This is a genomic window from Roseivivax sp. (assembly GCF_054552075.1).
This window is the reverse complement of the sequence record NZ_JBTOLZ010000002.1, coordinates 89978-102942: the sequence shown is the minus strand read 5'-3', so window position 1 is coordinate 102942 and position 12965 is coordinate 89978. Positions and strand designations below refer to the sequence as shown.

Genomic DNA, 12965 nt, shown 5'->3' with positions numbered 1-12965 from the left:
GGCGCAGGTTGCGCAGGCTTCGGAAAGGTCGCTTTGACCCAGCGTTTCCGCGATGTCGGTGTGGTCAAGTCGGGCAGGGCGCGGTGGCAGGTGAAGAGGATGCAGGCCCGCTGCTCCCCGTAGAGCCAATGGGCAAATGCACGCCCGGTGCGGCCCCGATCTCCGCCGCGCCGGCCAATCGCTCCGCTCCTCCCAGACACCCGCACCGCCCAACCCATCCACCCACCTCCCAAACCCCCAAAGCTTTCCACCGCTCCCCGCACAACTTCGGCTTGCCAGAGCCACGCCAAAGGTGCATCGTTCCGACATGCGAACAAATGTGCGAAAATGCCGGAAGACGATCTGAAAAGGCCCCGACGCCTCGGGCTGCTGGTGAACCCGGTGGCAGGGCTCGGCGGGCCGATGGGCGAGAAGGGCAGCGATGCCCCGGACATCGCCGCGCGCGCCGAGGCGGCGGGGCGCGCGGGCCAGGCCGGTGCGCGCGCGGCCCGGGCGCTGGCGGCCTTCCGGCGCGCCTCGGAGGCGCCGATCCTTGCCGGGCCGCTGCCGCCCGAGACCCGCGCGGCGCTGGACGGGGACATTGAGGTCCTCGACCTCGGCCCCACCCCAAAAGGCCGCGACGAGACCCTCGCCGCGGTCGCGGCCATGGCGGAGCGCGTCGACCTGATCCTCTTTGCCGGCGGCGACGGCACCGCGCGCGACGTGGCCGAGGCCAACCGCGCGGGTCTGCCGGTCATCGGCATTCCAGCGGGCGTGAAGATGCACTCCGGCGTCTTCGCCCGCAGCCCCGAACGCGCGGGCCGGATCGCGGCGGAGTTCCTCGCCGCGCGGACCCCGCGCACCGACCTCGTGGAGATCCTCGACATCGACGAGGAGGCCCGCCGCGCGGGCCAGCTCTCGGCCAGGATCTACAGCGTCGCCCGCACGCCCGCGACCCGCGGCGAGCGGCAGAACCCCAAGGCCGGCGGCGGCGACATGCTGGCCGATCTCGACGCGGCGCTGGCGGGCTACGTGGCGGGGATGGGCGAGGAGACGCTCTATATCCTCGGCCCCGGCACCACCATGGCGGCGCTGAAGGCGCGCATCGGCGGCGGCACGCTTCTCGGCGTGGACCTGGCGGAAGGCCCGCGCATCACCGCCCGCGACCTCTCGGAGGACGACCTCCTGGAGCGCATCCCCCCGGGCCGCCCGGTGCGCGTGGTGCTGACCGTGGTCGGCGGGCAGGGCTTTGTCCTCGGGCGCGGCAACCAGCAGATCTCGGCCCGGGTGCTGGAACGCGCCGGCCGCCCGCCCATCGACGTGGTCTGCTCCGCCGAGAAACTCGCCGGGCTGACCCCGCCCGAACTGACCATCGACACCGGCGACCCGGCGCTCGACGCCCAGCTGTCCGGCTACTGGCCGATCACCACCGGACCCGGACGCAAGCAGGTCGTCCGGGTCGTCGCCTGAGCCATCCCCGTGCAAGTGAGGAGACCGACATGACGAAAGCCCATCCCTGGATGGCGAATTCCGTCCCCGAGGTGAAGCAGCAGATGCTGTCCGCGCTCGGAGTGAACTCCATCGACGCGCTCTTCGCGCAGATCCCCGAGGATCACCTCTACAAGGGCGAGATGACCCTGCCGAAGCAGCTCGCCTCCGAGGTGGCGCTGGCGCGGCATCTCGACGACATGATGGCCAAGAACAGCGGCACCGCGGAGAACCTGTCGTTCCTCGGCGCGGGCGCCTGGCCGCATTACGTGCCGGCGATCTGCGACGAGGTGGTCGGGCGCTACGAGTGGCAGACCTCGGTCTTCGGCTCGCCGACCTCGGACCACGGGCGCAACCAGGCCTGGTTCGAGTTCACCAGCCAGATCGGCGCGCTGGTGGAATTGGATTTCGTGGGCCTGCCGGTCTACTCCTGGGGCTGCGCGATCGGCCACGCGGTGCGCATGGCGTCGCGGATGACCGGCCGCCGCCGGGTGCTGGTCGCCGATGTCATGGACCCCGAGCGGCTCTCGGTCCTGCGGAACTACTGCGCCCCCCGCGAGATGGCGCGCCACATCGAGATCGTGACGGTGCGCACCGGCGCCGACGGCTGCCTCGATAGGGCCGACCTGAAGACCAAGCTCGATGACAGCGTGGCCGCGCTTTATGTCGAGACGCCCAGCTACCACGGCGTGATCGAGGCCGACCCGGGCGGGCTCTGCGCCCTGGCGCGGGCGGCGGGCGCCGAGGCCATCGTCGGCGTCGATCCCCTGTCGCTCGGCCTCCTCGAGGCCCCGGGCGCCTATGGCGCGACCATTGCCGTCGGCCCGACCCAGCCTTTGGGCGTGCATATGTACGCCGGTGGCGGCGTCGGCGGCTTCATCGCCAGCCCCGACGAGGAGCGCTACGCGCGGGAATACAACACGCTGAACGTCTCGATCTCCGAGACCTCCGGGGAGGATGAGTTCGGCTTCGGCCTGACGCTCTTCCACCAGAGCAGCTACGGCATGCGCGACGAGGGCAAGGACTGGACCGGCAACTCGGTCTACCTCTGGGCGCTGGCCAATGCCACCTACATGGCCGCCATGGGCCCCGAGGGCTTTGCCGAGATCGGCCGGCTGATCATGGCCCGCGCGCAGGCGGCCGCCCGCAAGATCGACGCCCTGCCGGGGCTCTCGGTCGACCTCTCGCGGCCCTGTTTCAAGGAATTCGTCGTCACTTTCGACAGCGCCCAGGTCTCGGCGGTCAACACCGCGCTGCGCGCGCGCGGCATCTTCGGCGGCAAGGACATCACCGGAGAGCCCGGCGTCCCCGGCGAGGCGATGCTGCTCTGCGTCACCGAAACCCACAGCGAGGACGACATTGACCGTCTGGTCGCAGCACTGAAGGAGATCACGGCATGACCGCACCGATCGCGAAGCGCAGCAAGGCGCAGTTCGAAGGCTATCGCGCCGCCCGCTGGCCCGAGCCGGTGGTCACCCAGATGGGTTGCCCCGGCCGCCGCGGCATCGTCTTCGAGGAGGCGCCTGCGCCCGAGCTGCCCAAGGGCGCCGCGCGCAAGACCGCGCCGGCGCTGCCCGAGATCACCGAACACGACGCGCTGCGCCATTACCTGCACCTGTCGCAGATGACGCTGGGCATGATGGGCGTGTCGCTCTTCGGGACCTGCACGATGAAATACAATCCCAGGATCGGCGAGCGCGCGGCGCTGAAGCACCTGGCGGACCTGCATCCGCTGCAGCATCCCGACACGCTCCAGGGGGTGCTGGAGCTTTACGACAACTTCAGCGACTTCCTCTGCGAGGTCTCGGGCATGGACCAGTTCGTCTTCCAGGCGGGCGGCGGGGCGGATGCCGCCTATACCCATGCCTGCGTCACCCGCGCCTATCACGCCAGCCGCGGCGAGCTGGAGCAGCGCGACCAGATCATCACCACGATCCAGACCCATCCCTGTTCGCCGGCAACCGCCAATACCGCGGGCTTCGAGGTGATCACCCTCAGCCTCGAGGAGAACGGCTACCCCTCCGTCGAGCAGCTGAAATCCGTGGTTGGCCCGCGCACAGCGGCGCTCATGGTGAACAACCCCGACGACATGGGCATCTACAACCCCGACATTAAGGAATGGGTGGACATCGTGCATGCGGCCGGGGGCCTGTGCTTCTACGACCATGCCAATTTCAACGGGGTGATGACCCGGCTGCGCGCCCGCGAGCTGGGCTTCGACGCCTGCATGTACATGCTGCACAAGACCTTCGGCGCGCCCAAGGGCGGCGGCGGGCCCGCGGTCGGCGCCTATGGCTGCGCCGAGCACCTGGTGCCCTTCCTGCCCGGGCCGCTGGTCGTCAAGGAGGGCGCGCGCTACCGGCTCGACGACGACCGGCCCGAGAGCATCGGGCGGGTGCGCGAGTTCTGGGGCAACGCGCCCCAGGTGCTCAAGGCCTATGCCTGGGCGCGCGCCATGGGCGCCGAGGGGCTGCGCGAGGCGGCGGACCTCTCGGTCCTGGCCAACAACTACATGGACCACCGGCTGGCGCAGGTGCGCGGGGTCTCGCGCTCGAACCCCGGCATCGATGCTCCGCGCATGGAGATGACGCGGCATTCGGTGGAACAGGTCGCCGCCGAGACCGGCTGTTCGATCTTCGAGATCTCCATGCGGATGACCGATTTCGGCATCGACGCGCTCTGGCTCAGCCACGAGCCGCTCCTGGTGCCGGAGCCCTTCACCCCCGAGGCCGGGGAGCTCTGGTCGAAGGAGGACATCGACTACTGGATCGATGTGCTCGAGCATGTGATCGAGGAGGCCTATGCCACCCCCGAGGTGGTCAAGGGCGCTCCGCACAACGCGCCGATCCGGCAGCTTACCACGGCGCTCGACGAGCCCGACCAATGGGCCACGACCTGGCGCGCCTACGAGCGCAAGCACGGCCAGCGGATGGCGGCGGAATAGGGCGGTCCGGTTATCGCGACAGCGCGACGCCCGGGCAGGGGAGACCTGCCCGGGCGTTTTGTTTTTTGGGGGTGGTGAGGCGCTGTTTCGGCTGAAGCGGGAAGGGGGCGTTGAGCGCCTAGGTGGCTCGCCGCGCGGAGTGCCGCATGTCGGAGAGTGGTGGCGTCGGGTGCGCCCAAGCCGGCTTTCTCAGGAAAAGGCCACTCGCAGAGAAAGCCAGCGGCGCCCTGTTCAGGCGCGCCGCTGGCCAAGACGACGCGGGCCTTCCGCCCCTGCACATCCCCTCAGATCGTGCTTTCCAGCCGCGTGTTGGCGACGATCTCGGGCAGGCTCGCCTGGTTCGGCAGGCGCAGCACCAGCGCGGCGATCTCGGCCACGTCCTCGGGGCGCAGCCGCTGGGCCTTGGGCGTCACCCCGGGGATGCCGTCGATCATCTCGGTGTCGATGGCGCCGGGGCAGATCGCGGTGCCGCGCAGCCCCTCGTCCCAGCCGGCGAAGCGCACCGCGTGGGTCATCGCCAGGAGCGCCTGCTTGGTCATCACGTAGCCCAGCGACACCGAGGCGTCGCGGTAGCGCTTGGCATCGGTCGAGGCGATGTTCACCACCCGCCCGCGCCCCGAGGCGCGCAGATGCGGCAGCGCCGCGCGGATCAGCCGGAAGGGGCCCTTCACGTTGACCCGCCAGAGCGCGTCGAGGTCATCTTCGGAGCCGCGCTCGAAATCCACCATGCGCAGGATGCCGGCGTTGTTGATCAGCGCGTCGGGCGGGCCCATGGTGCGCGCGGTCTCGGCGACCCAGGCCTCGGCGGTGTCGGGCGCCTCGGCGTCGAAGCGGAAGGCCCGGAGCCGCTCGGGCGGGACGTCGGCGAAAGCCTCCGCGACCGCCTCGGGCCGGCGCGCGCCGACCGAGACGCGGTGGCCGTCCTCGAGGCAGCGCCGGACCAGCGCCGCCCCCAGGCCCCGGGCGCCGCCCGAGACCAGGACAAGCCGGTCCGCCTCCATCAGAACAGCCCCTGGTAGACGCCGCCGTCGTTGATGATGTTCTGCCCGACGATGAAGCCCGCCTGGTCCGAACAGAGGAAGGCCACCAGGTCGCCGCATTCCTTGGGATCGGCGAAGCGGCCCGCGGGCACGCTTTGCAGGCGGTTCTCGACGATGGCCTCGTAGGTGGTGTCGCCGCGCCTTGCGTGGTTGTGCAGGTTGGTGTGCAGCGCGTCGGTGTCGAAGAAGCCCGGGCAGACGGTGTTCATCGTCACGTTGTCGCGCACGGTCTCCTTGACCATCGAGGCGATGGCCCCCGAAAGCGCCAGCCGCGCCGAATGGCTGTGGGCGAAATGCGGCTGCGGGAACTTGATGAAGCTCACCGAGATGTTGACCACCCGGCCGAACTTGCGCGCCCGCATCCCCGGCAGCACCGAGGTCATCATCTGCAGCGAGGAGAAGAAATGCACCTCGAACCATTCGTCCCAGTCGGCGCGGGTCCAGTCCTCGAACTCGCCGGGGATCTGCCGCACACCGGGATTGCAGACCAGGATGTCCGGCTCCCCGGCCTTGGCGAGGATCTCGGCGCGGCCCTCGTCGGTGTTGAAATCGGCGGGCACGGCGGTGACCTCGACGCCGGTGGCGGCGCGGATCTCCTCGGCGGTGGCCTCGAGCGCGTCGGCCGAACGCGCGTTCAGCACCAGGTTCACGCCCTCATGCGCCAGCGACATGGCGCAGGCGCGGCCCAGCCCCTTGCTTGCCGCGCTCACGATGGCGGTGCGGCCTTTCAAGCCCAGATCCATTCCGGAGCTCCCTTTCTGTCTTTCTGTCGGTCTCTTGGTGGGTCGGTGCGGCGGGGCCGGGCGCTCAGGCCGCGGTGTCCTTCCGCTCGAGGATACGGTCCAGCTCGCGCTCGAGCTCCTTCAGGGGCGCGCCGGTCAGGGGTTGCAGCGGTGGCCGCGGCGCGCCGCCGCCGGGCAGCCCCAGGTAGTCCATCGCGGCCTTGGTGGCAGGATAGAGCATCCGCCCGCCGGTGGTGAAGAGGGTGGTCATCTCCTGGGCGCTGGCCTGGATCTCCCAGGCGGTGCGGTTCTCGCCGCGCTTGACCAGGCTCCAGAGGTCGAGAAGCCGGTGCCAGACGTTGGGGAAACAGTCGATCAGCCCGTCGCAGCCGGCCTCGATCGCGGGCACGCCGATGGTCGAGGAGGGGCCGCAGAAGACCCGCAGCCGGTCGCCCGCGACGCTGAGGGTGCGGTGGAAGTTCAGCCAGTCGCCCGAGCTTTCCTTGATCGCCACCACCGGCTCGAGGTCGGCCAGCTCGTCGACGAGATCCGGCGTCAGCGCGTTCCCGGCGTTGCCGGGGATGTTGTAGAGCATGATCGGCAGCGGCGTCGCCTCGGCCACGCTGCGGTAATGCGCAAGCACCTCGGCGCGCGAGAGATGCGCGAAGAAGGGCGGCATGACCAGCGCGCCGTCGCAGCCGGCCTGATGCGCAAGCTCCAGACCCGAGAGCACGTCGCCGGGCGTGATCGCCGCGGCGCCGAGGATCACGGTGCCCTTGTCGCCCACCGCCTTGCGGGCGGTGGCGCCGATGGCGGCGCGTTCCTCGTGGGTGAGGCTCCAGAACTCGCCGGTGCAGCCGGCGGCGACAACGCCGGTCGCCCCGGCCTTCATCTGGCGGCGGATGTTGGCTGCGAGCGCCTCGTGATCCACGGCGCCTTCGGCGGTGAAGGGCGTGGTGATGGCGGGCATGGCGCCCGTCCAGTCGATGCTGTGTCTGTCCAAGGGGCTCATCCTCAATCTGACGTTGTGTCGAGCGCGTCTTCGGCGCGCAGGCTTGCATGGACGGCCTCGGCGGCCTTGCGCAGGGTCGAGACGACCAGGTCGATCTCCTCGTGGGTGATGACGAAGGGCGGCGAGAAGGAGACCGCGTCGCCATTGGGCAGCGCCCGCGAGATCACCCCGTCCTCGAGCGCCCGGCGGGTGATGCGCTGGGCGACCCCCAGCGCGGGGTCGAAGCGGCGCCAGCCCTCGCGGGTCGGGCGGGCGAACTCCACCGCCGCCATCAGACCCTTGCCGCGCACCTCGGCGGCGATCGGCAGATCGGCGAAGGCGGTCTTCAGCGTGGCGTTGAGATAGGCGCCCATCTCGCCGGCGCGGGCCACCAGCCCTTCTTCCTCGATGATGTCGAGGTTGGCGAGCGCCGCGGCGGCCATGACCGGGTGGGCGGTATAGGTGTAGCCATGCCCGAAGACGCCGTATTTCGACGCGGCCGCCCCGGAGATCACCCGCCAGACCTTTTCGCCGACAAGCACGCCCGACAGCGGCGCGTAGCCCGAGGTGATGCCCTTGGCGACCGACATGAGGTCGGGCTGCACTTCCATGGCCTCGGAGCCGAACCAGGTGCCGAGCCGCCCGAAGCCGGTGATCACCTCGTCGGCGATCAGCAGCACGTCGTGGCGGTCGAGCACCTCGCGGATGGCGGGGAAATAGCCCTCGGGCGGGACGATGACGCCGCCCGCGCCCATGACCGGCTCGGCGATGAAGGCGCCGACGGTCTCGGGGCCCTCGGCCAGGATCAGGTCCTCGAGCTCCTGCGCGAGCCGCGCGGTGAAGGCGGCGTCGTCCTCCTCGGGCAGGCGGGTCCAGAGGTTGTGCGGCGCCGAGACGTGGCGGATCATCGGCAGCGGCAGATCGAAGCCCGCGTGCAGCCCGGGCAGGCCGGTCAGCCCGCCGGTCATCACCGTCACGCCGTGATAGCCCCGGTCGCGCGAGATGATCTTCTTCTTCTCGGGCAGGTCGCGGGCGTTGTTGTAATACCAGACCAGCTTGGCCTGGGTGTCATTGGCGTCCGAGCCCGAGCTGCCGAAGAAGATCTTCGAAAAGCCCGGGGGCGCCTTGGCCATGACCCGTTCGGCGAGCTGCGCCGCGGGTTCGGTCGCCATGGAGCTGAAGCCGTGGAAGTAGCTCAGCCCGCGCGCCTGGTCGGCCAGCGCATCGGCGATCCGCGCCCGGCCGTAGCCCGCGTTCACGCACCAGAGCCCGGCCAGCGCGTCGAGGTAGCGCTTGCCGGTGTCGTCGGTGATCCAGCAGCCCTCGGCGGCGCGGGCCATCATCACGCTGCCGCTCTGCTCGTGGGCATTGGCGGCGGTGAAGGGGTGGAAGACATAGGACCGGTCAAGGTCGCGGGTGTCGCTCATCTGCCTCTCTCCTCGCAGGTCTCGGCCAGTCATTGCGCGCGCATCGGGATGACGGCGGCGCCGGTCTGTTCCTTGTTGAGCCGCGCGCCGTTCTCGCCGGGCTCGAACAGATGCACCGCGTCGTTCTGCAGCCCGAGGCTCAGGACCTGGCCGACCTTGTGGCGGCTGCCGGCCTCGACCCGGGCGGTGATCCGGCTCCCTTCGGAGAGCTCCAGCGTCAGGATGGTCTCGTGGCCGGTGTTCTCGGCCAGGCGCACCGTGGCCTGGAGCGGCCCGCGGCCGATCTGGATGTATTCCGGGCGGATGCCCAGCACCGCCGGCCCGTCGGCCAGGTCGTCGCGGAACATCGCGCGGTCGATGGCGATCCGGTCGGGGCCGAGGATGAACGCGCCGCCCTCGACCCGGCCTTCGAGCTGGTTCATCGAAGGGGTGCCGATGAAGCTCGCCACGAAGCGGTTGGCGGGGCAGTTGTAGACCATCTCGGGGGTGTCGAACTGCTGCAGCCGGCCGCCGTGCATGACCGCGATGCGGGTCGCCATGGTCATCGCCTCGAGCTGGTCGTGGGTGACATAGACCATGGTCTTGCCGAGCCGGTGGTGCAGCTCGATCAGCTCGGCGCGCATGTAGCTGCGCAGCTTGGCATCGAGGTTCGACAGGGGCTCGTCGAGCAGGAAGACCTTGGGGTCGCGGACCAGCGCCCGGCCCAGGGCCACGCGCTGCTGCTGGCCGCCCGAGAGCTGCTTGGGCTTGCGGTCGAGCAGCGGCTCGAGCTGCAGTAGCTCGGCCGCCTGGCGCACCGCCGCCTCGCGCTCGGGACGCTTCACCCCGTGTTTCTTCAGGGGATAGGCGATGTTCTCCGCGACGGTCATATGCGGGTAGAGCGCGTAGCTCTGGAACACCATGGCGATGTCGCGCTTGCCGGGGGGCAGGTCGTTCACGCGGCGGTCGTCGATCGAGATCTCGCCCGAGGTCGGGAACTCCAGCCCGGCGAGGATGCGCAGCGTCGTCGACTTGCCGCAGCCCGAGGGGCCCAGGAGGGCGATGAACTCGCCCGCGGCGATCTCCATGTTCAGCTCCTCCAGCGCGGTGAAGGCGCCGAAGCTCTTGCGAACTTTGCTAAGGGTGACGTTGGCCAAGGTTTCCGTCCTTTATCCTTTGACCCCGCCGGCACCGAAGCCGGAGGTCAGATAGCTTTGCAGGAAGGCGAAGACGACGATGAGCGGCAGGCTCATCATCACCGACGCCGCCATGAGTAGGGACCATTCGATGTTGAAGGCGGAGATCAGCATCGACATGACGCCGGTGGTCAGCGGCGCGACCGCGTCGGAGTTCACCAGCACCAGCGCGTAGAGGTATTCGTTCCACGACAGGATGAAGGTGAAGAGCGCGGTCGAGATGATGCCGGGCAAAAGCTGCGGCAGGATCACGTCGCGAAAGGCGCCCATGCGGGTCGCGCCGTCGACGAGCGCGGCGGACTCGAGGTCCTTCGGCACGCCCTCCATGAAGGAGCGCAGCAGCCAGAGCGCATAGGGCAGCGCGAAGGTGGTATGCGCCAGGATCAGGCTCATCAGCGTGTTCGACAGGCCGATGGCGACCATCATCATGTAGAGCGGGATGATCAGCACCACCGAGGGCAGGAGGTAGGTGAAGAGCACCAGCATCGCCAGCGTCTCGCGCCCGCGGTAGTTGAAGCGCACCAGCGAATAGGCCCCGAGCGTGCCCAGCGAGACCACGAAGAGCGTCGTCGTGGTCGCCAGCACCACCGAGTTGCGGAAGTAGCGCAGGAAGGGCGTCTCGCTCAAAAGGCGCCAGTAGTGCTCGAAGGTGACGGTCTCGGGCAGCCAGGTCGGCGGGATGCGGAACAGCTCGGACTGCGGTTTCACCGAGGTGATGATCATCCAGAACAGCGGGAAGGCGATCAGCAGCACCAGCGACCAGGTGACCAGGTTCAGGATCAGATGTCTTGCGCGGGGCATGTCAGCTCTCCCGTCCGGTGCGGCGGATGTAGAGGATCATGAAGACCAGCATCACCAGCATCATGCCGACCGAATAGGCCGCCGCCTGGCCCATGCGGTTGAGCCCGAAGGCCTCCTGGTAGACCAGGAGCGACAGCGTCTGCGTCGAGGTGACGGGACCGCCGCCGGTCAGCAGGTACAGCAGGTCGAACTCCTTGAAGTCCCAGATCGCGCGCAGAAGGATGATCACCGTCAGGACCGAGCGGAGCTGCGGCAGGGTCACGTCGAAGAAGCGCGACACCGGGCCCGCGCCGTCGATGCGGGCGGCCTCGTAGAGGTGTTCGGGGATGGTCTGCAGCCGCGCCAGGACGGCGATCACCACGAAGGGGAAGTATTTCCAGGCGCCGACCAGGATCACCCCGATCATCGCGTTGGGCATCGAGCCCAGCCAATCAAGCGGCATGTCGATCACCCCGAGCTGCATCAGCCCGTGGTTCAGCGCGCCGTAGAGGTCGTTGAAGAGCCAGCGCCAGACCAGCACCGCGACCACCGTCGACAGGAAATAGGGAAACAGCACCAGCGACCGCGCCAGGCTGCGGAACCAGATGTTCTGGTGCAGAAGCAGCGCCAGCCCGACGCCGGCCAGGATCTGCAGGCTCAGCGTGCCCACCGTCCAGATCAGCGTGGTCCCGAGCGAGGACCAGAAGGCCTTCTGCGTCAGGAGCTTGGCGTAATTGTCCAGACCCACGAACTCGCCCTGGAGCGTCGGGGTGTAGATCGAGAAGAGGCTCAGATAGATCGCCGCGAGAAGCGGATAGACGATCACCAGCGAGAAGACGAGGATCGTCGGCGCGATGAGCACGACGCCCAGCCGGGCGTAGCGCCTCTCGAGCATCGGCGGATCAGTGGCGATGGCGGTCATGGCAGTCCTTGAGGAAAAGGGCAGAACGGGCGGTGCCGGGGAGAAGACGGCACCGCCCGCCGATCAGGGGAGGGGTTACCCGGCCATGATCTCTTCGATGCGGGCGGTGGTCTCGCCCAGGACCTGATCGACGTTCTCGTCGTTCAGGACCACGCGCTGCACCAGCTCGGCGATGACGCCGGAGTTGACCACCTCGCCGGCGCGGGTGTTCGGTTGGTGCGCGGTGCTTTCCCAGCCCAGGTTGAAGCCGTTCGCCGCGGCGCTCGACATCTTCTCGACCTCGTCCGAGTACTTCTGGATGATCTCGTTGTCCTGATAGGCGGGATCGCTGCCGATCGTGCGCAGGACCGGCAGGACATGGCCCGGGGCCGCGTGCAGCTGCTGGATGTAGCCCTCGGGGTCGAAGAGGAAGGCCGCGAACTGCTTGGTGACATCCATGTTCGGCGCGGCCTTCGGGATGAAGACCGAGGGGAAGTCGTTGAAGGTCCAGGGTTCGATATCGGCCGATTTCGTCGGGTAGAGGTCGCAGGTGACGCTGTCGGCGATGCCGGGGTTCTGGTTGTTGACGTTGATCAAGACCCGGCCGGTGTAGATCCCGGTGGCGCAGGCGCCCGAGACGAAGGCCGTCAGGCTGTCGCCCCAGGAGTAGTTGGTGGCGCCCGGCGGGCAGAACTCGCGCATGGCGCGGTAGAACTCGAGCGCGTCGCGGGTCTCCTGGCTGTCGATGGCGACCTGCAGGTCGGGGGTGAAGACCTGGCCGCCGGCCTGGTGGATGACGCCGATGAAGATCAGCGAGGTCATCGAGTTGCGGCCGTAGGGCAGGGGCGCGCCGTAGATGCCGTTGCCCTGCATCTTGCCCACCGCCGAGAGAAGCTCGTCCCAGGTGCGCGGGTTCTTGTCGATCCCGGCCTGTTCCATCAGGTCCTTGCGCAGCCAGATGACATTGGCCGCCGAGTTGCCGATCGAGGTGCCGGCGTATTGACCCTCGTCGATCTCGTAGATGCGGTTCACGCCGTCGTAGAACTTGTCCGGCCCGATCATATCGATCACGTCGTTGAAGGGCTCCAGGAGGCCGTTGCGCCAGTAGTTGGAGACGGCGAAGCTCGGCAGGTGGGTGACCACGTTGGGCACGTCGCCCGAGGCGAAGGCCGCGGCGAGCTGCGGGGCGTAGCCCTCGTCCGAGGTCTTCTCGAACACGACTTTGACGTTCTCGTGCAGCGCCTCGAAGTTCCGGATCTGGGTTTCATAGGCCGCCAGCTGTTCCGGCGAGGACTGCGGCGACCACCAGCGGATCGTCACCTGTTCCTGGGCGCGGATGCGCTGCGGCATCATCGCCGTCGCGCCGGCCGCGGCCATGCCGGCCAGCACCGTCCGGCGCGGCAGGCCCGTCTGCATCTTCTTGGTAAGGGTCATTGAGATTCTCCCGTTGGCAATGTTCGTATATCGAACATATGTTCGAAATATGGATCACCCGAACGCGAGTCCGCAAGCTTTTTT

The 12965-nt window shown here is 68.7% G+C and carries 11 protein-coding genes; 3 read left to right on the top strand and 8 right to left on the bottom strand.

Annotation, left to right across the window (positions count from 1 at the left end):
• Positions 1-327 precede the first annotated feature (327 nt).
• From ACX938_RS02010 to gcvPB, 3 genes are read left to right on the top strand one after another with little or no spacing between them, the layout of a single operon-like run.
• A complete protein-coding gene (locus ACX938_RS02010; protein WP_459429775.1) occupies positions 328-1449 on the top strand; it encodes an ATP-NAD kinase family protein in 1122 nt (373 codons plus the stop codon).
• A 29-nt stretch (positions 1450-1478) separates the two neighbouring features.
• Complete coding sequence (gene gcvPA / locus ACX938_RS02005) at positions 1479-2867, top strand: aminomethyl-transferring glycine dehydrogenase subunit GcvPA (RefSeq protein WP_459429774.1); 1389 nt, start codon at positions 1479-1481, stop codon at positions 2865-2867.
• A complete protein-coding gene (gene gcvPB, locus ACX938_RS02000) occupies positions 2864-4411 on the top strand; it encodes an aminomethyl-transferring glycine dehydrogenase subunit GcvPB (protein ID WP_459429773.1) in 1548 nt (515 codons plus the stop codon). The genes gcvPA and gcvPB overlap by 4 nt, the downstream gene beginning before the upstream one ends.
• Positions 4412-4695: 284 nt before the next feature.
• Here gcvPB and ACX938_RS01995 read toward each other — a convergent pair whose 3' ends face one another.
• The 8 genes from ACX938_RS01995 to ACX938_RS01960 all read right to left on the bottom strand — a co-directional run bounded on the left by ACX938_RS01995 (position 4696) and on the right by ACX938_RS01960 (position 12881).
• Positions 4696-5412 (bottom strand): SDR family oxidoreductase, encoded by a 717-nt coding sequence (locus tag ACX938_RS01995; protein ID WP_459429772.1) that lies wholly within the window; start codon positions 5410-5412, stop codon positions 4696-4698.
• Positions 5412-6194: an SDR family oxidoreductase gene (locus ACX938_RS01990; RefSeq protein WP_232752130.1), complete on the bottom strand. Its 783-nt coding sequence runs from the start codon at positions 6192-6194 to the stop codon at positions 5412-5414. The genes ACX938_RS01995 and ACX938_RS01990 overlap by 1 nt, the downstream gene beginning before the upstream one ends.
• A gap of 64 nt (positions 6195-6258) precedes the next feature.
• Positions 6259-7176, bottom strand: a complete 918-nt coding sequence (locus ACX938_RS01985; RefSeq protein ID WP_459429771.1) for a dihydrodipicolinate synthase family protein — start codon at positions 7174-7176, stop codon at positions 6259-6261.
• 11 nt (positions 7177-7187) lie between these two features.
• Positions 7188-8591 (bottom strand): aminotransferase, encoded by a 1404-nt coding sequence (locus ACX938_RS01980; RefSeq protein ID WP_459429770.1) that lies wholly within the window; start codon positions 8589-8591, stop codon positions 7188-7190.
• A 29-nt stretch (positions 8592-8620) separates the two neighbouring features.
• On the bottom strand, positions 8621-9727 hold the full coding sequence (locus ACX938_RS01975) for an ABC transporter ATP-binding protein (RefSeq protein ID WP_459429769.1): 1107 nt from the start codon (positions 9725-9727) through the stop codon (positions 8621-8623).
• 12 nt (positions 9728-9739) lie between these two features.
• Positions 9740-10567 (bottom strand): carbohydrate ABC transporter permease, encoded by an 828-nt coding sequence (locus ACX938_RS01970; RefSeq protein ID WP_232752127.1) that lies wholly within the window; start codon positions 10565-10567, stop codon positions 9740-9742.
• Between the two features lies 1 nt (position 10568).
• Positions 10569-11468, bottom strand: coding sequence for a carbohydrate ABC transporter permease (locus ACX938_RS01965; RefSeq protein WP_232752126.1), 900 nt, complete (start codon positions 11466-11468; stop codon positions 10569-10571).
• Positions 11469-11543: 75 nt separating this feature from the next.
• Positions 11544-12881, bottom strand: coding sequence for an ABC transporter substrate-binding protein (locus ACX938_RS01960; RefSeq protein WP_459429768.1), 1338 nt, complete (start codon positions 12879-12881; stop codon positions 11544-11546).
• Between the last annotated feature and the right edge of the window lie 84 nt (positions 12882-12965).